This window comes from Melaminivora sp. (assembly GCF_032059615.1).
GTDB lineage: Bacteria > Pseudomonadota > Gammaproteobacteria > Burkholderiales > Burkholderiaceae_C > Melaminivora.
On the sequence record NZ_DAMCAM010000014.1, the window covers coordinates 1 to 25,049 of the forward strand.

Annotated in this window: 26 protein-coding genes and 2 tRNA genes; 18 read left to right on the forward strand and 10 right to left on the reverse strand. The window is 68.3% G+C overall.

Translation table 11 applies throughout. The features are described from left to right. From RT051_RS04655 to RT051_RS04715, 13 genes are all read left to right on the forward strand, one after another. Nucleotides 1–861: S1 RNA-binding domain-containing protein (locus RT051_RS04655; protein WP_313072650.1), on the forward strand; the 861-nt coding region annotated here is incomplete at its 5' end. A gap of 132 nt (nt 862–993) precedes the next feature. Then, nucleotides 994–1,302, forward strand: coding sequence for an integration host factor subunit beta (locus tag RT051_RS04660; RefSeq protein WP_313072654.1), 309 nt, complete (start codon nt 994–996; stop codon nt 1,300–1,302). Nucleotides 1,303–1,399: 97 nt separating this feature from the next. Continuing rightward, a complete protein-coding gene (locus RT051_RS04665) occupies nt 1,400–1,711 on the forward strand; it encodes a LapA family protein (RefSeq protein WP_313072660.1) in 312 nt (103 codons plus the stop codon). Beyond that, nucleotides 1,701–2,858 (forward strand): lipopolysaccharide assembly protein LapB, encoded by a 1,158-nt coding sequence (gene lapB / locus RT051_RS04670; protein ID WP_313072664.1) that lies wholly within the window; start codon nt 1,701–1,703, stop codon nt 2,856–2,858. The genes RT051_RS04665 and lapB overlap by 11 nt, the downstream gene beginning before the upstream one ends. 61 nt (nt 2,859–2,919) lie before the next feature. Beyond that, nucleotides 2,920–3,252, forward strand: coding sequence for a helix-hairpin-helix domain-containing protein (locus RT051_RS04675; protein WP_313072668.1), 333 nt, complete (start codon nt 2,920–2,922; stop codon nt 3,250–3,252). A gap of 98 nt (nt 3,253–3,350) precedes the next feature. Next, nucleotides 3,351–6,329, forward strand: a complete 2,979-nt coding sequence (locus tag RT051_RS04680; RefSeq protein WP_313072672.1) for a monovalent cation/H+ antiporter subunit A — start codon at nt 3,351–3,353, stop codon at nt 6,327–6,329. Then, nucleotides 6,329–6,694 (forward strand): Na+/H+ antiporter subunit C, encoded by a 366-nt coding sequence (locus tag RT051_RS04685; protein ID WP_313072674.1) that lies wholly within the window; start codon nt 6,329–6,331, stop codon nt 6,692–6,694. Before RT051_RS04680 ends, RT051_RS04685 begins: the two co-directional genes overlap by 1 nt. Then, nucleotides 6,691–8,421, forward strand: a complete 1,731-nt coding sequence (locus RT051_RS04690; RefSeq protein ID WP_313072677.1) for a monovalent cation/H+ antiporter subunit D — start codon at nt 6,691–6,693, stop codon at nt 8,419–8,421. Before RT051_RS04685 ends, RT051_RS04690 begins: the two co-directional genes overlap by 4 nt. Then, nucleotides 8,418–8,912, forward strand: a complete 495-nt coding sequence (locus RT051_RS04695) for a Na+/H+ antiporter subunit E (protein WP_313072679.1) — start codon at nt 8,418–8,420, stop codon at nt 8,910–8,912. The genes RT051_RS04690 and RT051_RS04695 overlap by 4 nt, the downstream gene beginning before the upstream one ends. Then, nucleotides 8,912–9,193, forward strand: coding sequence for a K+/H+ antiporter subunit F (locus RT051_RS04700; protein ID WP_313072846.1), 282 nt, complete (start codon nt 8,912–8,914; stop codon nt 9,191–9,193). Before RT051_RS04695 ends, RT051_RS04700 begins: the two co-directional genes overlap by 1 nt. Beyond that, the gene (locus tag RT051_RS04705; RefSeq protein WP_313072683.1) at nt 9,190–9,567 is read left to right on the forward strand and encodes a monovalent cation/H(+) antiporter subunit G; all 378 of its coding nucleotides are present in this window, start codon (nt 9,190–9,192) and stop codon (nt 9,565–9,567) included. Before RT051_RS04700 ends, RT051_RS04705 begins: the two co-directional genes overlap by 4 nt. A 104-nt stretch (nt 9,568–9,671) precedes the next feature. Then, the gene (locus RT051_RS04710; RefSeq protein ID WP_313072685.1) at nt 9,672–11,483 is read left to right on the forward strand and encodes a peptidase M14; all 1,812 of its coding nucleotides are present in this window, start codon (nt 9,672–9,674) and stop codon (nt 11,481–11,483) included. Between the two features lie 222 nt (nt 11,484–11,705). Next, the gene (locus tag RT051_RS04715; RefSeq protein ID WP_313072688.1) at nt 11,706–12,107 is read left to right on the forward strand and encodes a BLUF domain-containing protein; all 402 of its coding nucleotides are present in this window, start codon (nt 11,706–11,708) and stop codon (nt 12,105–12,107) included. A 133-nt stretch (nt 12,108–12,240) separates the two neighbouring features. Here the strand turns inward: RT051_RS04715 and RT051_RS04720 are convergent. The 5 genes from RT051_RS04720 to pheT form a co-directional block, all read right to left on the reverse strand. Continuing rightward, nucleotides 12,241–12,317 (reverse strand) — tRNA-Val (locus tag RT051_RS04720). Nucleotides 12,318–12,368: 51 nt separating this feature from the next. Beyond that, a tRNA-Pro gene (locus RT051_RS04725) sits at nt 12,369–12,445 on the reverse strand. 33 nt (nt 12,446–12,478) lie between these two features. Further along, on the reverse strand, nt 12,479–12,898 hold the full coding sequence (locus RT051_RS04730; RefSeq protein ID WP_313072690.1) for a MerR family transcriptional regulator: 420 nt from the start codon (nt 12,896–12,898) through the stop codon (nt 12,479–12,481). A gap of 77 nt (nt 12,899–12,975) precedes the next feature. Beyond that, the gene (locus RT051_RS04735) at nt 12,976–13,356 is read right to left on the reverse strand and encodes an integration host factor subunit alpha (RefSeq protein WP_313072693.1); all 381 of its coding nucleotides are present in this window, start codon (nt 13,354–13,356) and stop codon (nt 12,976–12,978) included. After that, a complete protein-coding gene (pheT, locus tag RT051_RS04740) occupies nt 13,353–15,800 on the reverse strand; it encodes a phenylalanine--tRNA ligase subunit beta (protein WP_313072697.1) in 2,448 nt (815 codons plus the stop codon). The genes RT051_RS04735 and pheT overlap by 4 nt, the downstream gene beginning before the upstream one ends. On the opposite strand from pheT, the gene RT051_RS04745 reads away from it, so the two are divergent. Then, nucleotides 15,799–15,921 (forward strand): hypothetical protein, encoded by a 123-nt coding sequence (locus tag RT051_RS04745; protein WP_313072700.1) that lies wholly within the window; start codon nt 15,799–15,801, stop codon nt 15,919–15,921. The genes pheT and RT051_RS04745 overlap by 2 nt on opposite strands. A 19-nt stretch (nt 15,922–15,940) precedes the next feature. Here the strand turns inward: RT051_RS04745 and pheS are convergent, their stop codons facing one another. From pheS to thrS, 5 genes are all read right to left on the reverse strand, one after another. Further along, nucleotides 15,941–16,993 (reverse strand): phenylalanine--tRNA ligase subunit alpha, encoded by a 1,053-nt coding sequence (pheS, locus tag RT051_RS04750; protein WP_313072705.1) that lies wholly within the window; start codon nt 16,991–16,993, stop codon nt 15,941–15,943. Between the two features lie 107 nt (nt 16,994–17,100). Beyond that, entirely contained in the window at nt 17,101–17,460 is a 360-nt protein-coding gene (rplT, locus tag RT051_RS04755) for a 50S ribosomal protein L20 (RefSeq protein ID WP_312305290.1), read from the reverse strand. Nucleotides 17,461–17,488: 28 nt separating this feature from the next. Continuing rightward, on the reverse strand, nt 17,489–17,692 hold the full coding sequence (gene rpmI, locus RT051_RS04760) for a 50S ribosomal protein L35 (RefSeq protein WP_312305291.1): 204 nt from the start codon (nt 17,690–17,692) through the stop codon (nt 17,489–17,491). Between the two features lie 189 nt (nt 17,693–17,881). Then, nucleotides 17,882–18,490 carry a translation initiation factor IF-3 gene (gene infC, locus RT051_RS04765; RefSeq protein ID WP_313072713.1) on the reverse strand — a complete coding sequence of 203 codons (609 nt, stop codon included), beginning with the start codon at nt 18,488–18,490 and terminating at the stop codon, nt 17,882–17,884. 81 nt (nt 18,491–18,571) lie between these two features. Then, nucleotides 18,572–20,503: a threonine--tRNA ligase gene (thrS, locus tag RT051_RS04770; protein ID WP_313072716.1), complete on the reverse strand. Its 1,932-nt coding sequence runs from the start codon at nt 20,501–20,503 to the stop codon at nt 18,572–18,574. Nucleotides 20,504–20,847: 344 nt separating this feature from the next. On the opposite strand from thrS, the gene RT051_RS04775 reads away from it, so the two are divergent. From RT051_RS04775 to RT051_RS04790, 4 genes are all read left to right on the forward strand, one after another. Next, on the forward strand, nt 20,848–21,567 hold the full coding sequence (locus tag RT051_RS04775; protein WP_313072720.1) for a Crp/Fnr family transcriptional regulator: 720 nt from the start codon (nt 20,848–20,850) through the stop codon (nt 21,565–21,567). A gap of 121 nt (nt 21,568–21,688) precedes the next feature. Beyond that, a complete protein-coding gene (locus RT051_RS04780) occupies nt 21,689–22,774 on the forward strand; it encodes a phosphotransferase (protein ID WP_313072725.1) in 1,086 nt (361 codons plus the stop codon). 35 nt (nt 22,775–22,809) lie between these two features. Beyond that, complete coding sequence (locus RT051_RS04785) at nt 22,810–24,084, forward strand: acyl-CoA dehydrogenase family protein (RefSeq protein ID WP_313072729.1); 1,275 nt, start codon at nt 22,810–22,812, stop codon at nt 24,082–24,084. A 93-nt stretch (nt 24,085–24,177) separates the two neighbouring features. Further along, nucleotides 24,178–24,987, forward strand: a complete 810-nt coding sequence (locus RT051_RS04790; RefSeq protein ID WP_313072733.1) for an IclR family transcriptional regulator — start codon at nt 24,178–24,180, stop codon at nt 24,985–24,987. The last annotated feature ends 62 nt before the right edge of the window (nt 24,988–25,049 follow it).

Sequence of the window (25,049 nt, forward strand, 5' to 3'; positions counted from 1 at the left end):
TCGGGCACGCGCCTGTTCGGCAAGATCACCAACATCGCCGACTACGGCGCCTTCGTCGAGCTCGAGCCCGGCATCGAAGGCCTGGTGCACGTCTCCGAGATGGACTGGACCAACAAGAACGTGGCCCCCTCCAAGCTGGTCAGCCTGGGCGACGAGGTCGAAGTCATGGTGCTGGACATCGACGAAGACAAGCGCCGCATCAGCCTGGGCATGAAGCAGTGCAAGGCCAACCCCTGGCAGGAATTCGCGCAGAACACCAAGCGCGGCGACCGCGTCAAGGGCCCGATCAAGTCCATCACCGACTTCGGCGTGTTCGTGGGCCTGGCTGCCGGCATCGACGGCCTGGTGCACCTGTCCGACCTGTCCTGGAACGAGCCCGGCGAAGCCGCCGTGCGCAACTACAAGAAGGGCCAGGAAGTCGAAGCCATCGTGCTGGCCGTGGACGTGGACCGCGAGCGCATCTCGCTGGGCATCAAGCAGCTCGACCAGGACCCCTTCACGACCTTCGTGACGGTCAACGACAAGGGCCAGACAGTCAGCGGCACGGTCAAGACCGTGGACGCCCGTGGCGCCGAGATCGACCTGGGCCAGGACATCGTGGGCTACCTGCGTGCCTCGGAAATCTCCCGCGACCGCGTGGAAGACGCCCGCAACGTGCTCAAGGAAGGTGACGAGATCACCGCCGTGGTGGTGAACGTGGATCGCAAGAGCCGCAACATCCAGCTGTCGATCAAGGCCAAGGACCAGGCCGACCAGCATGAAGCCATGGCCCACCTGTCGGCCCAGTCCTCGCGCGAGAACGCCGGCACGACCAGCCTGGGCGCCCTGCTGCGCGCCAAGCTGGATGGCTCGGACAAGTAATCCGCGCCACGGACGCAGCTGCCTGCGCCCCGGTCCTTGCCGCCCCTGAGAGGCGGCGCGGACCGCTCAAAACCAAGACAACGGGCGTCCACGGCGCCCGTTGTCTTTTCTTCCTCTCGCCTTCCGCCTGCCATGACCCGATCCGACCTCGTTGAAGAACTTGCAGCGCGCTTTGCCCAGTTCACGCAGCGCGATGCCGAGTACGCCGTCAAGACCATCCTGGATGCCATGGGCGACGCGCTGGTGCGCGGCCACCGCATCGAGATCCGCGGCTTTGGCAGCTTTTCCGTCAACCGCCGCCCACCCCGCCTGGGCCGCAACCCGCGCACGGGCGAGGCGGTGCAAATTCCGGAAAAGCGCGTGCCGCACTTCAAACCCGGCAAGGCCCTGCGCGAGGCAGTGGACCAGCAGCCCGCCGGGCCTGACAAAAACCATAGCTAAATCTCATTGCCCCGCCTTGGTTTGACGCCAAAACGATCAATGACCGGCGGCGGGCACGCACAAGCTCCTAGAATGGCGCCGGCCCGGGGGACGATGCATGAAATATTTTCTCTGGCTGCTCAAGGCAGCCATTTTTTTCACCCTTTTCGCCTTTGCTCTGAACAACCAGCAAAGCGCCACCGTACATTTCTTCTTCGGCACGGCCTGGACGGCACCCCTGGTGCTGGTGGTGCTGAGCGCCTTCGCCCTCGGCGTGGCCGTGGGAGTGCTGGGCATGGTGCCGCGCTGGTGGCACCACCGCAACGCTGCGCGCCGCGCGCAGACCGCACCCGCAGCGACCGACCAGGCGGCCGTATCCCCCCCGGCCGAACCCGACGGCGCGCTTGGCGCCCCCCTGCATGGAATTTGAACTGAGCTGGATCGTCCTGGGCCTGCCGCTGGCGTTCGCGCTGGGCTGGTTCGCCTCGCGGCTGGACCTGCGCCAGATGCGCGAGGACAGCCGCCGCGCGCCCAAGGCCTACTTCAAGGGGCTCAATTACCTGCTCAACGAGCAGCAGGATCAGGCCATCGACGCCTTCATCGAGGCCGTCCAGAGCGACCCCGACACCACCGAACTGCACTTCGCCCTGGGCAACCTGTTTCGCCGGCGGGGTGAATACAACCGCGCCGTGCGTGTGCACGAGCACCTGCTGTCGCGCGGCGACCTGGGGCGCGCCGACCGCGACCGCGCGCAGCACGCCTTGGCGCTGGACTTTCTCAAGGCCGGGCTGCTCGACCGCGCCGAAGACGCCCTGCTGCGCTTGGAAGGTTCGCCCTTCGAGTCCCAGGCGCGCATGGCGCTGCTGGCCATCTACGAGCGCTCGCGCGACTGGGCGCGCGCCAGCGACATCGCCCAGCGCATGCAGGACGCGCACCAGGGCGACTTCAGCACCCGCCAGGCGCATTACCTGTGCGAGCAGGCGCTGGCGCATGCCGCGCATGGCGAGCTGGAGGCCGCAAGGACTCTGTTCGAGCAGGCCGTCGCCAAGGCCCCGCAGGCCGGGCGCGCGCGCATCGAGCTTGCCCGCCTGGCCCAGCGTATGGGCCGGGACGCAGAGGCGCTGGAACACCTGCGCGCCCTGAGCGAGGCCGCCCCCGCCGCCCTGCCCTTGGCAGCCGCCCTGCTGGCCGAGACGGCGGCCCGCAGCGGCCAGGCCAGCCTGGCCCACACCCTGCTGGTGCGCCACTACGAGGCCATGCCCTCGCTCGACCTGGTGCAGGCCATCGTGGCGCTGGAGTCCGCGGGCGAAGCCGGCGCTGCGCAGGCGCGCCACTGGTGGCTGCGCCACCTGGACCATGAACCTTCTCTGGTGGCAGCCACGCAATGGCTGGCCGGCGAAACGCTGGGCCGCCAGCAGCACCACCCCCAGGTGCAGGGCGCCCTGGAGCATGCCTGCAAGCCGCTCACGCGCTATCGCTGCGCCGCCTGCGGCTTCGAGGCGCGCCAGCATTTCTGGCAGTGCCCGGGCTGCCAGAGCTGGGACAGCTACCCCGCCCGGCGGGTGGAAGAACTCTAGTTGCGGGCCGGGGGGTTCTGCTGCACAGTACCGACGCCACACATTTGCAAAGGGTCCGGTCATGCGCCTGCTTCCACGTCCCGCCGCCTTCATCGCCCTGGCCTTCGCGGGGCTCGTCCATTGCGGCGCGGCGCTGGCCCGCGTGGACGCCAACCACGCCAGCGAAGCGCAGCTCGACGGCATCAAGGGCATAGGCCCCGCCACGTCCGCGCGCATCCTGGCCGCGCGCAGCGAGCGCCCCTTTGCCGACTGGAACGACTTCATCGCGCGCGTCAGGGGCATCGGCCCGGCCACGGCGGCGCGCCTGTCCGACGAAGGCCTGCGCATCGGCGGCGCGCCCTACGCCGCCCCGCCCGCGGCCCGTGCGCCGGCCACCGCGCCCGCGGCCCGCTGACGCGGCCCCGTGCGTCCGCAGGGCGGCGTGCATAGCCCGCCTGGCGCTCGGTTTTCCATAGCAGGGGAATACCACCTTCCCCCTAAAATGGCCGGCCCATGTCCCTGGTTTTCCTGATCCTGCTGCCTTTCGTCGGCAGCCTGCTGGCAGCCGTGCTGCCGTCCAACGCACGCAACACCGAATCCACGCTGGCTGGCGTGGTCGCGCTGTTTTGCACTGTGCAGGCGGCCCTGGCCTTTCCGCGGATCGAAAACGGCGGCGTGCTGCGCGAGGAGATCGAGTGGCTGCCCGCCCTGGGCCTGAACCTGTCAGTGCGCATGGACGGTTTCGCCTGGATGTTCTGCATGCTGATCTTCGGCATCGGCACGCTGGTGGTGCTGTATGCGCGCTACTACATGTCGCCTGCCGACCCGGTGCCGCGCTTCTTCTCGTTCTTTCTGGCCTTCATGGGTGCCATGGCGGGCGTGGTGCTCTCGGGCAACCTCATCGTGCTGGTCTTCTTCTGGGAACTGACCAGCCTGTTTTCCTTCCTGCTGATCGGCTACTGGCACCACCGGCGCGACGCACGCCGGGGTGCGCGCATGGCGCTCACGGTGACGGCCTCGGGCGGGCTGTGCCTGCTGGCGGGGGTGCTGGTGCTGGGCCACATCGTCGGCAGCTACGAGCTCGACCAGGTGCTGGTGGCCGGCGAGCTGGTGCGCGCCGATCCGCTCTACCTCACGGTGCTGGTGCTGGTGCTGCTGGGGGCCTTCACCAAGAGCGCGCAGTTCCCGTTCCAGTTCTGGCTGCCGCACGCCATGGCCGCGCCCACGCCGGTGTCGGCCTATCTGCACTCGGCCACCATGGTCAAGGCAGGTGTCTTCCTGCTGGCGCGCCTGTGGCCCGTGCTGGGCGACACCGGGCCCTGGTTCTGGCTGGTGGGCGGCGCGGGTGCCTGCACCCTGCTGCTGGGCGGCTATGCGGCCATGTTCCAGAACGACCTGAAGGGGCTGCTGGCGTATTCGACCATCTCGCACCTGGGCCTGATCACCCTGCTGCTGGGCCTGAACAGCCCGCTGGCGCCGGTGGCGGCGGTCTTCCACATCATGAACCACGCCACGTTCAAGGCCTCGCTGTTCATGGCCGCGGGCATCGTGGACCACGAAACCGGCACGCGCGACATCCGCCGCCTGTCGGGCCTGCGCCGCATGATGCCGATTACTGCCACGCTGGCCACCGTGGCCAGCGCCGCCATGGCCGGGGTGCCGCTGCTCAACGGCTTCCTGTCCAAGGAGATGTTTTTCGCCGAGACCGTCTATCTCAACGCATCGCCCCTGGTAGCCATGGCGCTGCCGGTGGCGGCCACCATCGGCGGCATGTTCAGCGTCGCCTATTCGCTGCGCTTCGTACTGGACGTGTTCGGCGGCCCGCGCGCCACCGACCTGCCGCACGAGCCGCACGAGCCGCCGCACTGGATGCGCGTGCCGGTGGAGCTGCTGGTGCTGGCCTGCCTGGTGGTGGGCGTCTTCCCGGGCTGGGCCGTGGGCCGCTACCTGGACGCGGCCGCCCTGCCGGTGGTGGGCGGCGAGCTGCCCGCCTTTAGTCTCGCGGTGTGGCACGGCGTCAATGCCCCGCTCATCATGAGCGTGGTGGCGCTCGCGGGCGGCACGCTGCTGTACCTGATGCTGCGCCGCCAGCGCCACCGGCTGGACGCTGGCGCCGCGCCCCCGCTGCTGCCCCGCGTCACCGGCAAGGAGCACTTCGAGGTGGCGCTCACACTGCTCACGTCCGGGGCGCGCAGGCTGCGCCGGCTGCTGTCCACCACGCGACTGCAGTGGCAGATGCTCTGGCTGGTGCTGGCCACGCTGGTCGCCGCTGCCCTGCCCCTCGTGCTGGGCGGCAGCCTGCAGCACGGCGGGCGCCCGCAGCTGCCGCTGCCTGCGGCCTTCGTACTGCTGTGGACCATCGGCACGCTGTGCGCGCTGGCAGCGGCCTGGCAGGCCAAGTACCACCGCCTGGCGGCGCTGATCTTCATGGGCGGCGCCGGGCTGTGCGTGTGCGTCACCTTCCTGTGGTTTTCCGCGCCCGACCTGGCACTGACCCAGCTGGCCGTCGAGGTGGTGACCACGGTGCTGATCCTGCTCGGCCTGCGCTGGCTGCCCCGGCGCGACCAGAGCCTGCCGCCGGGCGACGCCAATGCCCTGGCCACGCGCGCACGGCGGCTGCGCGACCTGGTGATTGCCGCCGCGGCCGGCGGCGGCATGGCCTGGCTGGCCTTTGCCATGATGAGCCGGCCCTTTGCCGAGAGCACCTCGACCTTCTTCCTGGAGCGCGCCCTGAGCCAGGGCGGCGGCACCAACGTGGTCAACGTCATGCTGGTGGACTTCCGGGGCTTCGACACCTTCGGCGAGATCGTCGTGCTGGGCATCGTCGCCATCACGGTGTATGCGCTGCTGCGGCGCTTTCGCCCGGCCGGCGAGGCCATGGACCTGCCCGAGCAGCAGCGCTACCTGCCCGCCGACCTGCAGACCGACCTGCTCAACCCGCGCAACGCCGCCGACACCGCCATCGGCTACCTGATGGTGCCGGCGGTGCTGGTGCGCCTGCTGCTGCCCTTCACGGCGCTGGTGGCGCTGTACCTCTTCATGCGCGGGCACGATCGGCCGGGTGGCGGCTTCGTCGCCGGTCTGGTGTTCGCGGTCGGGCTGGTGCTGCAGTACATCGTCTCGGGCACTTCCTGGGTCGAGGCGCATATGAACATCCTGCCGCGCCGCTGGATCGCCACCGGCCTGCTGCTGGCCCTGGCCACCGGCCTGGGCGCCGTGGCGCTGGGCTACCCCTTCCTGACCAGCCACACGGCCGTGCTGCAGCTGCCGGTGCTGGGCGAGCTGCACGTGGCCAGTGCCATCTTCTTCGACATCGGCGTGTTCGCCCTGGTGGTGGGAGCCACGCTGGTCATCCTCACCGCCATCGCCCATCAGTCGGTGCGCAGCCACCGCTGGCATGCGCGCATGCTCGAAGAAGAGCAGCTGGCCATGGCGGCACTGGTGAGCTATGACGACGAGCCGCATCCCCCTGCGGCGGCGGGGGCGCGCTGATGGAAGCCATCCTCGCAATCGCCATCGGCGCGCTCACCGGCTCGGGCGTGTGGCTGCTGCTGCGCCCGCGTACCTTCCAGGTCATCATGGGCCTGTCGCTGCTGTCCTATGCCGTCAACCTGTTCATCTTCAGCATGGGGCGCCTGGGCCTGGAGGTGGGTAAGGAGCCCGTCATCCAGCCCGGCGTGCCTCTCGACCTGCAGCACTACACCGACCCGCTGCCCCAGGCCCTGGTGCTCACCGCCATCGTGATCGGCTTTGCCATGACGGCGCTGTTTCTGGTGGTGCTGCTGGCCTCGCGCGGCGTCAGCGGCACCGACCACGTGGACGGCGTGCACGGACGCGACGAGCAGGAGATGCCATGAGCGCCCTGCTGTCCGAACTGGCGGCACGCTGCATGCCGCACCTGATGCTGGCGCCCATCGGCCTGCCGCTGCTGACCGCGGCGCTGACGCTGCTCATGGGCGAGGAGCGCCAGCGCGTCAAGCTCGCGCTGAACATCGTCTCCACCGCGCTGGGCCTGCTGGTGGCGGTGGCGCTGCTGCGCTGGGCGCACCACGTGGACACCCCCGCCGACATGGGCGTGTACCTGCAGGGCAACTGGATCGCCCCCTTCGGCATCGTGCTGGTGCTCGACCGCCTGTCGGCCCTGATGCTGGTGCTGACCATGGTGCTGGCGCTGTGCTGCGTGGTCTTTGCCGGCACGCGCTGGCACCGCGCGGGCGTGCACTTCCATGCCCTGTTCCAGCTGCAGCTGATGGGCCTGGCGGGCGCCTTCCTCACGGGCGACCTGTTCAACCTGTTCGTCTTCTTCGAGATCATGCTGGCCGCCTCCTACGGCCTGCTGCTGCACGGCTCGGGGCGCGCGCGGGTGCAGTCGGGCCTGCACTACATCGCCGTGAACCTGGCCGCGTCCTCGCTGTTCCTGATCGGCGCGGCCATGCTCTACGGCATCACCGGCACGCTCAACATGGCCGACCTGGCCCAGCAGGTGCCCCACGTGGCTGCCGCCGACCGCGGGCTGCTGCATGCGGCAGCCGCCATCCTGGCCACGGCCTTTCTCATCAAGGCCGCCGTGTGGCCGCTGAACTTCTGGCTGGTGCCCGCCTACAGCGCCGCCACGGCGCCCGTGGGCGCCCTGTTTGCCGTCATGACCAAGGTCGGCGTCTACACCCTGCTGCGGCTGTGGACGCTGCTGTTTGGCAGCGAGGCCGGTGCCTCGGCCCTGTTCGGCGGCCTGTGGCTGGTGGGCGCGGGCATGGCGACCATGGCGTTTGGCGCCATCGGCATGCTGGCCTCGCAGCGCCTGGCGCACTTGGCGGGCTTTGCTGCCGTGCTGTCCTCGGGCACGGTGCTGGCGGCCTCCGGCCTGGGGCAGAACCAGCTCACGGCGGCCATGCTGTACTACCTGCCGGGCTCGACGCTGGCCATCGGCGCGCTGTTCCTGCTGGCCGACCTGATCGAGCGCTGGCGCACCGACGGCACGGACCTGCGCGGCCACGATGGCGACGAGGCGCCCTTTCTCACGCCCGAGCTGGTGCCCACGCCGGGGCTGAACCTGGACGACGAAGAGCAGGTGCTGGTGGGCCGCGCCATCCCCGCAGGGGCGGCGGTGCTGGGGCTGGCCTACCTGGTGTGCACCCTGGTCATCGCCGGCATGCCGCCGCTGTCGGGCTTCGTCGGCAAGTTCGCCATGCTGAACGCCGTGCTCAACCCGCTGGGCCTCGAATCGTCGGCCGGCACGCAGCCGGGCGGCTGGGGCTGGACGCTGCTGGCGCTGCTGATCGGCACGGGTCTGCTCTCGCTCATTGCACTGACGCGCACCGGCATGCGCCACTTCTGGGCCGCGCACGATCGCCAGCCGCCGCGCCTGCACGTGTTCGAGGGCCTGCCGCTGGCGGCGCTGCTGGCCGCCTGCGTGGCGCTGGCGCTGCGCGCCGAGCTGGTCATGGCCTACACCGAGGCCACGGCCAACGGCCTGCACGCGCCGGCCAACTACGTGCGCGCCGTGCTGCAGGCCCAGCCCATCCCCGGGCCGGTCACGCCGCCGGGCAGCCAGATCCGGCCCGGCACGGTCAAGGAGACGCCATGAGGGACAAGCTGCTGCCGGCGCCGCTGGTTTCAGTGGGCCTGTTCCTGATGTGGCTGATCCTCAACCACTCGGTGAGCCCGGGCCACCTGCTGCTGGCGCTCATCCTGGCGCTGGTCCTGCCGGTGCTGTTTCGCAGCCTGCGGCCGCAGCGCGTGAGCGTACACCGCCCGCTCACCATACTGCGGCTGTGCTGGATCGTCATGGTGGACACCACCGAGTCCAACATCGCCGTGCTGCGCGCGCTGCTGCGGTCCGGGCCGCCCGAGCACGCTGCCGATTTCGTGACCATCCCGCTGGAGCTGCGCGACCCCAACGCCCTGGCGGTGCTGGCCATGATCGTGTGCATCACGCCCGGCACGTCCTGGGCCGAGCTGTCGCTGGACCGCTCGCTGCTGATGCTGCACGTGCTGGAGGTGGCCGACCGCCAGGCCATCATCGAGCACGTCAAGACGCGCTACGAGCGCCCGCTGATGGAGATCTTCGAATCATGATGACGAGTCCGGTCCTTTCCTGGGCCGTGCCCGCGGCCCTGGTGCTGCTGGCGCTGGCCATGGTGCTGTGCCTGGCGCGCGTGGCCTGGGGCCCGCATGCGCAGGACCGCGTGCTGGCGCTGGACTGCATGTACCTGAACGGCATGCTGTTCATGCTGGTGCTGGGCATCCAGTACGGCAGCGCCAACTATTTCGAGGCAGCCATGCTGATCGCGCTGCTGGGCTTCGTCAGCTCCACGGCCCTGGCCAAGTTCCTGCTGCGCGGCGAGGTGATCGAGTGAGCGCCGCCGCCCTGCCGCTGTGGCTGGACATCACCATCTCGGTGCTGGTGCTGGTCGGCGCCTTCATCGCCTTCATGGGCTCCTTCGGCCTGCTGCGCCTGAAGACCTATTTCGAGCGCGTGCACGCCCCTTCCATCATCGCCACGCTGGCCTGCTGGTGCGTCATGCACGCCACGCTGATCTATTTCTCGGCCATCGACCGGCTGGCCCTGCATTCGCTGCTGATCGCCCTGTTCGTCGCCGTCACCGTGCCGGTGACCACCATCTTCCTGATGCGCGCGGCGCTGTTTCGTGCGCGCCGCCTGGGTGAGCCGGTGCCGCCCAGCCTGAGCCGCGTGGTCGGCCCCGGGCACCAGGAAGGCCGCGATTCCTGAAGGCTGGACCGTCAGCCAAAAAGATAGCTACAAGCCATTGCCCAGTCAGGGCAAAAGGCACTTTTTCATCTGAAACCACGCCCCGGCGGGGAGACCTTTGCGGCATGCACGACGAACGGACATCGCCCCCGGCCCAGGTGCTGCTGGACCTGCGCATCGAGCGCACCCTGGACGCCTGGCTGCAGCGCTTCACCCAGCCGCGCTGGCGCGGCTGCCACCTGGAGGGCTGGCTGTTCGAGGGCCGCGATGCGCGCCGCGCGGCCGAAGCCCGGCTGGCCGCGGCCGGAGTGCAGGCGCGCCTGCACAGCGCCTACAAGCCGCTGGTGCAATACATCCTTGACGCCGGGCTGGACGCTGCTCAGGTCGCCCGCGCGCAGGTGCGCTACCCCACCCCGGCCGTGGGCCCGGCCCGGCGCTTCGCGCTGGAGGCCTATCCCCTGGGCGCCTGGCTGGCCGAGGGCGCCCTGGTGCTGGAGCCGCGCGCCGATCACGAGCCCTGGTACGACCTGGAGCTGACGCTGCACGATGGCCGCAGCCACCAAGCGCGCGTGCACGCCCCCAACCGCCAGCACCCGGACGAGACCGGCGCCCCGGCTCTGTCCCCGACCGGCTGGCTGCGCGTGGGCACGCAGGCCGGCCCGGCAGACCTGCTCGACTGCGCCGTCACCACCGACTACGAGTTGCTCCACCAGCAGGCCCTGCAGGCCGTGCGCGAGCACCCCTTCGGCACGGCCGAGCCTTATTTCGAGCGGCTGGAGCTGCGTGCGGAGTTGCCCGGCTACGAGGAGCCCCTGCCCTGGGCAGGCGAGACGCTGAGCACGGTCGAGGCCCTGCACGAGGACCTGTACTTCTCGCTGCTGGAGCACTTCCAGTTCCGCAGCGGCCGCGCGCCCGGCGACCGGCGGCTACAGCCCGGCCAGATCGTGCCCGACGTGCGCCTGGGCGCCACCGGGCCGCGCCTGCGCGTGGCGCTCCTGCCGCTGCCTGCCACTTTGCCGGCGGGCCGTGATGCGCGGGCCCAGGCACCCACCCCCCTGGCGCTGCTGGACGCCACCCCCACGCCCGAGCACATCGAACGCATCTTGCACGGCTGGCCCGCCACGCAGCGCTTTGCCGCGCCCACGCGCCAGGGTCGCACCGTGCACGGCCTGTACCGCGCCGGCGCGCAGCATCCGGTCTTCATCAGCGCCGGCCAGCACGCCAACGAGACCTCGGGCATCGTCGGCGCACTGCGCGCGGCCGGCGTGCTGCAATCGGAGCCGGGCGCGCACTTTGCCCTCATCGCGCTGGAAAACCCCGACGGCTATGCCCTGCACCGCGAGCTGTGCGCCCACCACCCGGGCCACATGCAGCACGCGGCGCGCTACACGGCCCTGGGCGACGACGTGGAATACCGCGAGACCGTGCCTCTGCTCGAACGCGAGGCGCGCGAGACGGCCTTGCGCCTGTCGGGCGCGCAGCTGCACGTCAACCTGCACGGCTACCCCGCGCATGACTGGACGCGACCGCTGTCGGGCTACGTGCCGCGCGGCTTCGAGCACTGGATGCTGCCCAAGGGGTTCTTCCTGATCCTGCGCCACCACCCGGGCTGGGAGCAGCCCGCACGCGCCCTACTGTTGGCCGTGTGCGCGCAGCTGGCGCGGGTGCCGGGCCTGGCGGCTTTCAACGCACGCCAGCGCGCCCTGTATGAGTTCCATGCCGGCGCGCTGCCATTCGAGGTGATCGACGGCATCGCCTGCATGCAGGCCGAGACCACGCGCGATGCGCCGGTTACCCTGATCACCGAGTTTCCGGACGAGACCCTGCAGGGCGAAGCGTTCCGCTTTGCCCACACGGTGCAGATGCAGTCCACACTGGCAGCCGTGCGGGCCTGGCAGGCAATTGCGCCAAGCCTGCCCGTGCCCCGCGCTGGCTAAAGGCAGGTGCGGGCCCGCGGCGGCTCTCGCACGGGGGCAGGCTGGGATTGCCAGCGCGGCCCCCGTGCTAAAGCACTGGGCAAGCTGGTCGCGGCGGCCATCCGGACGTCGCCCTGCAGCGTAGAGGGGTGCAGGAATGGATTTCATGACGAAACCTGCGCCGCCCGCTCCTGCTACAGTGTTCTCTCAGGGGCCGGTACCGACCCCCTTCAAAGGATTGCGATGAACAACCAGGCGCTGAACCAGTTCGCCTACCACAGCAAGCTGGCCAACGGTTACGACGTCAACTGCGTGGGCCCCATCATCAAGGCCGCCCGGGTCTTCAACGCCCTGCATGGAATCACCGGCGTGCTGCTGTTCGATGGCGAACGCTTTTTTCAGTATGTCGAGGGCGAGTCGGCCACGATCAATGCGCTGGCGGAACGCATCCACCGGGACCCGCGTCACCAGCATGTGACTGCCCTGCTCCACGAGCCCCTGCACACGGGCAGACGCTATCCCCACTGGTCCATGGCCTTCTCCAGCGTGGACGAAGACGCCATCATCGATCAAATGATCGCAAGCACACCCCATGAAGCAGTGGCCTTGCTCTTGGACAGACACCTGACGCTAGACATCGACTGAGCCGATCGGTGTTGCGCGCTCCTCAAAAGAAAAAGCCGCCCAACGCGGGGCGGCTTGATCAATTTGAGAACCTGAGAAGTTCCCCAGCAGTTCCCTGAAAATCTGGAAGCTGGTCACTTCCAGAGGGAAAAGTTGGTAGGCGCGATTGGACTCGAACCAACGACCCCCACCATGTCAAGGTGGTGCTCTAACCAGCTGAGCTACGCGCCTGGGTCTTTTGATTGCTGACTCCCAAAGGAATCAGCAATTTCTACGAAAAAATGGTCGGCGTGGCGGGATTCGAACTCGCGACCCCTTGCACCCCATGCAAGTGCGCTACCAGGCTGCGCTACACGCCGACAAGACCAAGAGTATATATCGAAAAAACGGCCTCAAAAAAGAATGGCCCGAATTTCTTCCAGCTCGCGGCGCAGCGCGACCGCGTCGGTGGCGCAGCCCGCCAGCGCGGGGCCATCAGCCAGCTGCAAAGGCTCGATGCGTGGGGGCGTGGCCACCGCTGCCTGCAGGGGTTCGGCGGCGGCGGCGCGGCCCGCCTGGGCCAGCTCCTGCAGGCGGTTGCGCGCGCCGCTGATGGTGAAGCCCTGCTCGTACAGCAGCTCGCGGATGCGCCGGATCATCAGCACCTCGTGGTGCTGGTAGTAGCGCCGGTTGCCGCGCCGCTTCATGGGGCGCAGCTGGGTGAATTCCTGCTCCCAGTAGCGCAGCACGTGCGGCTTGACACCGCACAGTTGCGCCACCTCACCGATGGTGAAGTAGCGCTTGGCAGGGATGGGAGGCAGCACGTCACTCATGGCACAAACAGGGAGTCAGGGCAGCGGCCGAAGCGACAAGGGTAGCGCAGAAGGCGCGCCGGCGCCCCCCGGGCTGATCACAGCTTGTCGTCCCCGCCCTCCTGCAATTGCTCCTTGAGCTTGCTGCTGGCATGGAAGGTGACGACGCGCCGCGCCTTGATGGGGATGGATTCCCCGGTGCGCGGGTTGCGCCCCGGCCGCGCGGCCTTGGTGCGGATCTGGAAGTTGCCAAAACCCGACAACTTCACGTCCTCACCCTCGATCAGGCGCTGGCCCATCAGGGTAAAGAAGGCGTCCACCATGTCCTTGGCCTCGCGCTTGTTCATGCCGATCTGCTCGAACAGCAGCTCGGCCAGCTGCGCCTTGGTGAGCGCGGGCGATTCCAGGCTGTGCAGCTCCAGCCCCAGCTCTGGCCCGGTGTCGGCGCCCGTGGCGCCCGGGGTTCGGGTGCCGGTCATCGCAGCCGCGCCCCCACGTGTTCGGCCAGCGCCTGCAGCACGCGCTGCACGGCGGCGTCGATCTCGGCGTCCTGCAGCGCGGCTGCGTCGCTCGATAGCGTCAGGCGGATGGCCAGGCTCTTCTCGCCCGCGGCCAGCCCGCCAGTGCCGCCCGGCTGCCCGGCCCGCTCGGGTTGGGGGCGGAAGACGTCGAACAGCACGGCCGAGCGCAGCAGGCCGGGCGCCAGCGCGCCGCGCACGGCCTGCATGACCTGGTCGTGCGTGATGCGCTCGGCCACCACCACGGCGATGTCGCGCTCCACGTCCTGGCGCCGCGGCACCGGGGCGAACTGCGGCACGGGGCGGCGCAGCACGGCGTCCAGCTCCAGCTCGAACAGCACGGGTGCGGCGGGCAGCTCCCAGCCCTGGCGCCAGCGCGGGTGCAGCTCGCCCACGTAGCCGATGGCCTGGCCATCCAGCAGCACGCGCGCGCAGCGGCCCGGGTGCAGCGCCGGGTGCTCTGCCGCCTCGAACGTGGGCTGCAGCGGCGCCAGCAGCGCCTGCACGTCGCCCTTGGCGTCGAAGAAATCGACGGCGCGGGCGCGCTCGCCCCACTGCAGGCGATCGACCGGGCCGTAGGCCAGGCCTGCCACGCGCATGGGCTGGGCGATGCCCTCGACCGTGGTGTCGCTGGCGGGCACGCCGGCGTCGCGCGCGAACACGCGGCCCAGCTCGAAGACCCGCACGCGCGGGGCCTTGCGGTCAAGGTTGAACTTGAGCACCTGCATGAGCGAGCCCAGCAGCGACGAGCGCATCACGCTCAGCTGGCTGGCGATCGGGTTGAGCAGGCGGATGGGCGCGTCGTTGCCAGCCAGCTCGCGCTCCCAGCGCTCCTCGACGAAGCTGAAGTTGATGGTTTCCTGGTAGCCCAGCGCCGCCAGGGCGCGGCGCACGGCAAAGCTGCTGCGGCGTGCCTCGGGCCGCACGCGCGCGGTGATGGGCGCCAGCGGCGGCGTGGTCGGCAACTGCTCGTAGCCCACCATGCGCGCCACTTCCTCGATCAGGTCTTCCTCCAGACGCAGGTCGAAGCGGTAGGCCGGCGGCAGCACCACCAGCACCCCGCCCTCCTCGGCGCGCACGTCCAGGCCCAGGCGCTCGAGCGCCTGCAGGCAGTGCGCCTCGCTCAAGGGCATGCCGATGACCTTGGCGGCGCGCGCCACGCGCATGCGCACGGGCTCGGGCCGGGGCAGGTTGACCTGCTGGTCGTCCACCGGGCCGCAGCACGTCTCGTCGGTGCCGCAGATCTGCAGAACCAGCTGCGTGATGCGCTCGATGTGCTCGACCGTCCCTTCCGGGTCCACGCCGCGCTCGAAGCGGTGGCCGGCGTCGGTGGAGAAGTTGTAGCGGCGCGAGCGCCCGGCGATCGCTGCCGGCCACCAGAAGGCGGCCTCGACATAGATGTTCTTCGTGTCATCGCCCACGGCCGTGGCGTCGCCGCCCATGATGCCGGCCAGCGACTCCACCTGGGCGGAATCGGCGATCACGCCGACCTTCTCGTCCACCGTGATGGTGTTGCCGTTGAGCAGCTTGAGCTGCTCGCCCGCCCTGCCCCAGCGCACCTCCAGGCCACCATGGATCTTGTCCAGGTCGAAGATGTGCGAGGGCCGGCCCAGCTCGAACATGACGTAGTTGGAGATGTCCACCAGCGGCCCCACGCTGCGCTGGCCGCAGCGCTCCAAGCGCTCGACCATCCACTGCGGCGTGCGCGCGCGCGGGTCGACGCTGCGCACGATGCGGCCGGAAAAGCGCCCGCACAGGTCGGGCGCCTGAACGTCCACGGGCAGGCGGTCGTCGATCTGCGTGGCCAGCCGGGGGAACTCGGGGCGCAGGAGCGGCGCGCCGGTCAGCGCCGCCAGCTCGCGCGCCACGCCGAAGACACTCAGGGCATGCGCCAGGTTGGGCGTGAGCTTGAGGGTGAACAGGGTGTCGTCCAGCAGCAGGTGCTGGCGGATGTCCTGGCCCAGGGGCGCGTCGGCGGCCAGCTCCAGCAGGCCGCCATGGTCGTCGGACAGGCCGAGCTCGCGGCCCGAGCACAGCATGCCGCGGCTTTCCACGCCACGCAGCTTGCCGACCTTGATGACGAAGGGCTTGCCGTCGTCGCCCGGCGGCAGCTCGGCGCCCACCAGCGCGCAGGGCACGCGGATGCCCACGCGCGCATTGGGCGCGCCGCAGACGATGTTCAGCAACTCGGGCCCGCCCACGTCCACCTGGCACACGCGCAGGCGGTCGGCGTTGGGGTGCTGCACGGCCTCGCGGATCTCGCCGACGACGATCTTGGTGAACGGCGGCGCGACCGGGCGCAGCTCCTCGACCTCCAGGCCGGCCATGGTCAGGGTGTCGGCCAGTTCCTGGGTGGACAGGGGCGGGTTGCAGAACTCGCGCAACCAGGATTCAGGAAATTGCATGTTCGGGACTTTCGGCGTTTTGCTCTTGAAAACAGAGCATCATCTCGGCGCGAGCAAAGGATTTCAGGATGAAAACACCCGGAAAACCTTGAATGCTGCTGACCTTGTGCTCTGCTTTTGATAGAAAAAGGCGGCTGGCCTTACTGAAACTGCGACAGGAAGCGGATGTCGCCGTCAAAGAACAGGCGCAGGTCGTTCACGCCATAGCGCAGCATGGTCAGCCGGTCCGGGCCCATGCCGAAGGCAAAGCCGATGTAGCGCTCGGGGTCCAGCCCCATGTTGCGGACCACATTGGGGTGCACCTGGCCCGCACCCGACACCTCCAGCCAGCGGCCGGCCAGCGGCCCGGTCTGGAACTGGATGTCGATCTCGGCACTGGGCTCGGTGAAGGGAAAGAAGCTGGGGCGAAAGCGCAGCACCAGGTCATCGCTTTCAAAGAAGGTGCGGCAGAAATCGGTGAAGACGACCTTCAAGTCCTTGAAGCTCACGTTCTCGCCGATCCACAGACCCTCGCACTGGTGGAACATGGGCGAGTGCGTGGCGTCCGAGTCCACGCGGTAGGTGCGGCCCGGGGCGATGACGCGAATCTCGGGCATGGCCTGGCCGGCGTCGATCAGGTGGCGGTGGCGCTTGACGTGCTGCACGGCGTAGCGCACCTGCATGGGGCTGGTGTGCGTGCGCAAGAGGTGCGGCGCCGACGCGCTGCCGCCCTCGACGTAGAAGGTGTCGTGCATGGAGCGCGCCGGATGGTCCTCTGGCGTGTTGAGCGCAGTGAAGTTGAACCAGTCGGTCTCGATCTCCGGGCCGTCGGCCACGTCAAAGCCCATGGAGCCGAAGATCTGCTCGATGCGCTCCAGGGTGAGCGAGACCGGGTGCAGGCCGCCCGCGCCGCGCCTGCGCCCGGGCAGGGTCACGTCCAGTGCTTCGGCCTTCAGCTGGCGCTCCAGCTCGGCGTCCTGCAGCTGCTGGCGGCGCTCGGCCAGGGCCGATTCCACGCCCTGCTTGGCCACGTTGATAGCCGCGCCGCGCGTCTTCTTCTCCTCGGGCGAGAGCTGCGCCATGCCCTTCATCAGCTCGGTCAGCCGGCCCGACTTGCCCAGGAACTGGGCCTTGGCGTTTTCCAGCTCGGCCGGGGTTGCACAGCGCGCGAACGACTCGCGCGCACTCGTCACCAGGGAATCCAACTCGTTCATGTTGCTCTTTGCGAAAAAACAAGGGCTAGTGCCCTTTCAAGCCCTAGCCCTTGCTGTTGGCGCGCCGGCAGCTATGCAAACGATAGCGGCCGGTTCGTAGACTCAACTCAAGCGGCCAGCTTGGCCTTGACTTGCTCCACGATGCTGCCGAAGGCAGCCTTGTCGTGCACCGCGAGGTCGGCCAGCATCTTGCGGTCGATCTCGATGGCTGCCTTCTTCAGGCCGTTGGTGAACTGGCTGTAGGTCAGGCCCAGTTCACGGGCAGCGGCGTTGATACGGGCAATCCACAGTTGGCGGAACACGCGCTTCTTGGCGCGGCGGTCACGGTAGGCGTACTGGCCCGCCTTCATCACCGCCTGCTTGGCGATGCGGTAGACGTTGCCACGACGGCCGCGGAAACCCTTGGCCAGTGCGAGAACCTTCTTGTGACGGGCGCGTGCCGTTACACCACGTTTGACGCGAGGCATGTGTTTTCTCCTTGTTCGTCAGTGTGAATTACAGGCCGGCCATGGGCAGCATCTTGGCGATGGAGCCCATGTCACCTTCGTGCACGTTCACAATGCCACGCAGGTGGCGCTTGTTCTTGGTGGTCTTCTTGGTCAGGATGTGACGCTTGAAGGCTTGACCGCGCTTGACGGTGCCACCCGGACGAACGCGAAAACGCTTCTTCGCGCTGCTCTTGGTCTTCATTTTGGGCATTGAAATGCTCCTTGACATTGTGCTCGTGAGGCGTTTGCACACCGCTGTGCAACCTTGCAGGCCCCGAGCCACTTCTTGGGTGCGGCGGGGCGTCATTCCCGCCGCGGGGCAGCGCACCAGGGCGCCGCCTTCTGGCCAGCCGCCCCGAAAGGGCCACCGGCCGGACTCTTCAAATAGGTCGTTCCCGCGTCAGTCCGCCGCCTGCGAGGCGCCTTCGGCGGCCGGCTTGGCCGCAGCCACGGCCTTCTTGCGCGCCGGCGCGATCATCATGATCATCTGGCGGCCTTCCAGCTTGGGGAACTGCTCGACCAGGATGCTGTCGGCCAGCTCGTCGCGCAGGCGATTGAGCAGGGCCAGGCCCAGCTCCTGGTGCGTGATCTCGCGGCCACGAAAGCGCAGCGTGACCTTGACCTTGTCGCCCTCGGCCAGGAAGCGGCGGATGTTGCGCATCTTGATCTGGTAGTCGCCCTCGTCGGTGCCGGGGCGGAACTTCACTTCCTTGATCTCGATGACCGTCTGCTTGGCCTTGGCCTCGGCCGCCTTCTTCTGCTCCTGGTACTTGAACTTGCCATAGTCCATCAGGCGGCAGACGGGCGGATTGGCCGTGGCGGCAATTTCCACCAAGTCCACATCCAGCTCGCCAGCCATGCGCAGGGCGTCCTGCAAGCTGACGATGCCCAGGGGCTCGTTCTCGGGGCCGGACAGGCGCACTTCAGGCGCCATGATTTCCCGGTTCAGGCGGTGCTTGCGCTCCTCGCGGTGGCGGCGGTCACGAAATTCGGTAGCGATGGTTCTCACCCTTAATCAAAAAAGCTACGAAAAGCATAGCTGCTTACGCACAACCCGTGCGCTTCCAAGCGGTATTTGACCCAAAAAGAATCAGGCTTTGGAGGCGATGTCCCGTGCGATCAGTTCGACGAATGCGTCGAAGGACATCACACCGAGGTCTTTGCCACCCCGGGCACGCACCGCCACCGTTCCGGCCGCCTTTTCCTTGTCGCCGGCGACGAGGATATAGGGCAGCTTTTGCAGCGAATGCTCGCGTATTTTATACGTGATCTTTTCGTTGCGCAGATCCGTCACCACCCTAAGGTCTTGATTCGGCAATGCTTTTTGCAGCTTTGCGGCTATTTCGCGACAGTAATCCTGTTGCGCATCGGTGATGTTCAGCACCGCCACCTGCACCGGCGCCAACCAGGTGGGCATGGCGCCGGCGTGCTGCTCGATCAGGATGCCGATGAAGCGTTCCAGGCTGCCGACGATGGCGCGGTGCAGCATGACCGGGCGGTGGCGCGCGCCGTCCTCGCCGACGTACTCGGCCTCCAGCCGCTCGGGCATGGAAAAGTCCACCTGGATGGTGCCGCACTGCCACTGCCGGCCGATAGCGTCCTTCAGCGTGTACTCGATCTTGGGGCCATAGAAGGCGCCCTCGCCCGGCGACAACTCGTAGGCGCAGCCCGATGCCTCCAGGCTGTGGATCAGCGCCGCCTCGGCCTTGTCCCAGCTTTCGTCGGAGCCGATGCGCGCCTCGGGCCGCGTGGCGACCTTGTAGATGATGTCGGTGAAGCCGAAGTCGGCGTAGACCTTCTGCAGCAGGCGCGTGAAGGCCAGCACCTCGGGCTGGATCTGGTCTTCGGTGCAGAAGATGTGGCCGTCGTCCTGCGTGAAGCCGCGCACGCGCATGATGCCGTGCAGCCCGCCCGTGGGCTCGTTGCGGTGGCAGTTGCCGAACTCGCCGTAGCGCAGCGGCAGGTCGCGGTAGCTCTTGATGCCCTGCTTGAAGATCAGGATGTGGCCCGGGCAGTTCATCGGCTTGAGCGCGTAGTCGCGCTTTTCGCTTTCGGTGACGAACATGTTCTCGCGGTACTTGTCCCAGTGCCCGGTCTTCTCCCACAGCGACTTGTCCAGGATCTGCGGGGCCTTGACCTCCTGGTAGCCGTTGTCGTTGTACACGCGGCGCATGTACTGCTCGACCTGCTGCCACAGCTGCCAGCCCTTGGGGTGCCAGAACACCGTGCCGGGCGAGTGCTCGTCGATGTGGAACAGGGCGAGTTCGCGCCCGAGCTTGCGGTGGTCGCGTTTTTCGGCCTCCTCCAGCAGCGTCAGGTACTTCTGCAGGTCGTCCTTGCTGGCCCAGGCCGTGCCGTAGATGCGTTGCAGCATCTCGTTGCGGTGGTCGCCGCGCCAATACGCCCCGGCCACCTTCATCAGCTTGAAGTGCTTCAACTTGCCCGTGCTGGGCACGTGCGGGCCGCGGCACAGATCCTCGAAACTGCCCTCGCGGTACAGGCTCACGTCCTCATTGGCCGGGATGCTGGCGATGATCTCGGCCTTGTAGTGCTCGCCCAGACCCTTGAAATATTCCACCGCCGCATCGCGCGGCAGCACACGGCGCGTCACCGGCTCGTCGCGGGCGGCCAGTTCAGCCATGCGCTTTTCGATGGCAGCCAGGTCCTCGGGCGTGAAGGGGCGCTTGTACGCGAAGTCGTAATAGAAGCCGTTTTCGATGACCGGGCCGATGGTGACCTGCGCCTCCGGGAACAGCTCCTTGACCGCATAGGCCAGCAGGTGGGCCGTGGAGTGGCGGATGACGTCCAGGCCCTCGGCGTCCTTGGCCGTGACGATGGCCAGGGCGCTGTCGCGCTCGATCAGGTGGCTGGTGTCGACGATGCGGGCGTCATCGCCCTGCCCGATCCTGCCGGCCAGCGCCGCCTTGGCCAGGCCCGAGCCGATGGAGGCGGCCACGTCGGCGACGGTGACGGGGCCGGGAAATTCGCGTTGCGAACCGTCGGGCAGCGTGATCTGGATCATGGTCGGGATTCCTTGGTCGGTATCGGAAGGATCGAAGAGCGGATCGGCCGCGCCCGGCGTGCAAGCCGGCATTTCTTCGCCGGAACGCAAAAAGCGCGGAACACGGTCCGCGCTTTTCGAGGTGTTGGAGAAGGAAGGGGTCTCTCGTGCAGGCGCGAACGTCCAGCCATCAAAGGCTGGTGGATGTCTCCGTGGTAGTTCGCGGTGTCATAACCGAAAGTGCCTTTCTCGCCCTTGTATGGTGTTGCCTTGAGCCCGCCATTGTAGCGGCTGTGGGCCGATCGTGCCCGCGCCGGTCCCGCACGCGACAATCCCGGGCGCCCCAGTCACCCATAAGACAGACCATGAACGAACCCATTCTTACGATCGAAGAACGTGAGGCGATCAATAGCGGTCGCTGGTTTTCCTCCCTTTCCCCGTCGCTGCGGCACGACATATTGCGATGCTCCTACGTCAAGCGTTTCAAGGACGGCGCGCTCATTGCGGCGCGGGGCGACCCACCCGACGAGTGGATCGCCTGCGCCCGCGGCGCCGTGCGTGTGAGCTCGACCTCGATCTCGGGCAAGCAGATCACGCTGACCTATGTGGAGCCGGGCATCTGGTTCGGCGACGTGGCCTTCTTCGACGGCGAGCAGCGCACCCACGATGCCTATGCGCATGGCGACACCACCATCGTGTGCGTGGCGCGGGGCGATTTCAAGAAAATCCTGACGCATCACGTCGAGCTGTACGAGGCGCTCCTGCGCCTGCACGCGCGGCGCATCCGGGTGCTGTTCGGCCTGGTCGAGGACCTGAACACCCTGCCCCTGCGCGCGCGCCTGGCCAAGCAGCTCTTGCACCTGGTGCGCAGCTACGGCGTGCCCAACCTGGCCAACGGCGACGAGATCCGCATCAGCCTGCAGCTGGCGCAGGAGGAGCTGGCGCAGCTGCTGGGCGCCTCGCGCCAGCGCGTGAACCAGGAACTCAAGAGCCTGGAGCGCGAGGGCACCATCCGCATCGAGCCGGCCGGGTTGGTGGTGTGCGACCGGCCGGCGCTGTTGCGCACTGCCGAGTCGGAGCGCTAGCATTAGCGTAGCAACATGCCCTTGCCAGCCAACGTTTTCTGGTAAAAATGACTTGCAAAACGAAGATGCAGGCCGAGGCATTGCTCCCTTTTTTGATAACTGAACAGGCGGACCCTGCCCCATGAGCCCATTCGATCACTTCATCGGCACCCGGCCCGTCACCGGCCAGCACGCCCTCGACACCGACGTCCTCGCCCGCTGGCTGGCCGCCCACGTGGCGGGCTTCGAAGGGCCGCTGTCGCTGGAGATGTTCAAGGGCGGCCAGTCCAACCCGACTTACAAACTCGTGACCCCGGCGCAAACCTACGTCATGCGCTCCAAGCCGGGGCCGGTGGCCAAGCTGCTGCCCTCGGCGCACGCCATCGAGCGCGAATACGCCGTGATGCAGGGCCTGGCCTCCACCACCGTGCCCGTGCCGCGCATGCTGGCGCTGTGCGAGGACGAATCCGTCATCGGCCGCGCCTTCTACGTGATGGAGTTCATCGAAGGCCGCGTTCTGTGGGACCAGGCCCTGCCCGGCATGCAGCCGCACGAGCGCGCCGCCCTCTACGACGAGATGAACCGCGTGATCGCCGCGCTGCACACGGTGGATTTCGCAGCCCGCGGGCTGGCCGGCTACGGCAAGCCGGGCAACTATTTCGAGCGCCAGATCGGCCGCTGGAGCCGGCAGTACCAGGCCTCCGTCACCCAGCCGATCGCCGAGATGGACCGGCTGATGGACTGGCTGCCCGCGCACATGCCGGCCAGCGCCCGTGACGAGAGTCGCGTCTCCATCGTGCACGGCGACTACCGGCTGGACAACCTGATGTTCCACCCCACCGAGCCGCGCGTGATCGCCGTGCTGGACTGGGAGCTGTCCACCCTGGGCCATCCGCTGGCCGACTTCGCCTACCACTGCATGAGCTGGCACATCCCGGCCGAGCTCGGGCGCGGCATCGGCGGCCTGGACCTGACGGCCCTGGGCATCCCGGCCGAGCGCGACTACATCGCGCGCTACTGCGAACGCACCGGCACCGCCGACCCCGCCGCCCTGGAGGCGGACTGGAACTTCTACCTTGCCTACAACATGTTCCGCATCGCGGCCATCTTGCAAGGCATCGCCAAGCGCGTGGAGGCCGGCACGGCCGCCAGCGCGCAGGCCAGGGCTGCCGGCGCCACGGCGCGGCCCATGGCCGAGCTGGCATGGGCCTTCGCCCAGCGCAGCTGACACCCTCCCCTGGCTCACCCACGAAAGGAACCTCCATGGATTTCGACTATTCCCCCAAGACGCAGGAGCTGCGCGAGCGGCTCACCCGGTTCATGGACGAGCACATCTACCCGGCGGAGAAGCAGTACGCCGAGGAGATGGCCGCCAACACCGCCGCCGGCAACCGCTGGCAGCCCCTGCGCACCGTGGAGGACCTCAAGCCCCGCGCCCAGGCCGCCGGCCTGTGGAACCTGTTCCTGCCGGTGGACACGGCCGAGGCCTCGGGTTACCACGGCGCGGGCCTCACAAACGCCGAATACGCGCCGCTGGCCGAGATCATGGGCCGCGTGCTGTGGGCCAGCGAGGTCTTCAATTGCTCGGCGCCCGACACCGGCAACATGGAGACCATCGCCCGCTACGGCTCCGAGGCCATCAAGGCCGAGTGGCTCAAGCCCCTGCTGGAGGGCCGCATCCGCTCGGCGTTTGCCATGACCGAGCCCGACGTGGCGTCGAGCGACGCGACCAACATCGCCACGCGCATTGAGCGCGACGGCGACCACTACGTCATCAACGGCCGCAAGTGGTGGACGTCGGGTGCCAACGACCCGCGCTGCAAGGTCTTCATCACCATGGGCAAGACCGACCCCGAAGCCGCCCGGCACTCGCAGCAGAGCATGATCGTGGTGCCTGCCGACACCCCCGGCATCACCGTGGTGCGCGCGCTCAACGTCTTCGGCTATGACGATGCGCCGCACGGCCACGCCGAAGTGCTGTTCGAGAATGTGCGCGTGCCGGTGGACAACATTCTGCTGGGCGAGGGCCGCGGCTTCGAGATCGCCCAGGGGCGCCTCGGCCCTGGGCGCATCCACCACTGCATGCGCCTGATCGGCCAGGCCGAGCGCGCGCTGGAGCTGATGTGCAAGCGCGCCAGCAGCCGCGTGGCCTTCGGCAAGCCGATCGCCGCGCAGACCGTGACGCAGGAGCGCATCGCCGAGGCGCGCTGCCGCATCGACATGGCGCGCCTGCTCACGCTGAAAGCCGCCTGGATGATGGACACCGTGGGCAACAAGGTCGCCAGGGCCGAGATCGCCATGATCAAGGTGGTTGCGCCCAGCATGGCGTGCCAGGTCATCGACTGGGCCATGCAGGTGTACGGCGGCGGCGGCATGTGCGACGACTTCCCGCTGGCCTATGCCTACGCCAATGCCCGCACCCTGCGCTTCGCCGACGGCCCCGACGAGGTGCACCGCAATGCCATTGCCAAGTGGGAGCTGGGCAAGTGGGGCAGCTACGGCAAGGGCGAGCCCGTGCCGGTAACGCGCGGCAGCTGAGCGCACACCCCCGACAAGGGATAAACAACGGGCGCACTTCGCGCCCGTTTTTCATTACATAAAATCGCCCGCTTTCAGCACCCACAAAAAATCATGAAGAAAAGCCCCGCGGATGCGCCGCCCAAGCCCAGCGTCCAGGTGCTGGAGCGGATGTTCCACCTGATCGACGTGCTGGCCTCGCGCGAAGAGGCCATCTCGCTCAAGGAGATCAGCGAAAAGACGGGCCTGCACCCCTCCACCGCGCACCGCATCCTGAACGACCTGACCCTGGGCCGCTTCGTGGACCGGCCCGAATCCGGCAGCTACCGCCTGGGCATGCGCCTGCTGGAGCTGGGCAACCTGGTCAAGGCGCGCCTGTCGGTGCGCGACGCCGCCTTGGCGCCCATGCGCCAGCTGCACAAGCTGATCCAGCAGCCCGTGAACCTGAGCGTGCGCCAGGGCGATGAGATCGTCTACATCGAGCGCACCTACAGCGAGCGCTCGGGCATGCAGGTGGTGCGCGCCATCGGCGGGCATGCGCCGCTGCACCTGACGTCCACCGGCAAGCTGTTCCTGGCCGCCGACGACCCGCAGCGCGTGCGCGCCTACGCCACGCGCACCGGCCTGCCCGGCCACACGCGCAACAGCATCACCCAGCTGCCGCTGCTCGAACGTGAGCTCACGCGCGCACGCCAGTGGGGCGTGGCGCACGACAACGAAGAGCTGGAGCTGGGCGTGCGCTGCATGGCCGCCGGTGTCTTCGACGACCAGGGCCAGCTGGTGGCCGGCCTGTCGATCTCGGCGCCGGCCGACCGGCTCGACGAGGGCTGGCTGCCCAAGCTGCAGGCCACGGCGCAGGAGATCTCCACGGCGCTCGGCTACAGCACCGGGCTGCGCACTGCCCTGCACGCGCCGCTGCGCTAAAGCCGCGGGGCACGCTGCCCCGCCCCTTTCTGCCTGCTGCGAAGACGCCAACGGCGCCCAAG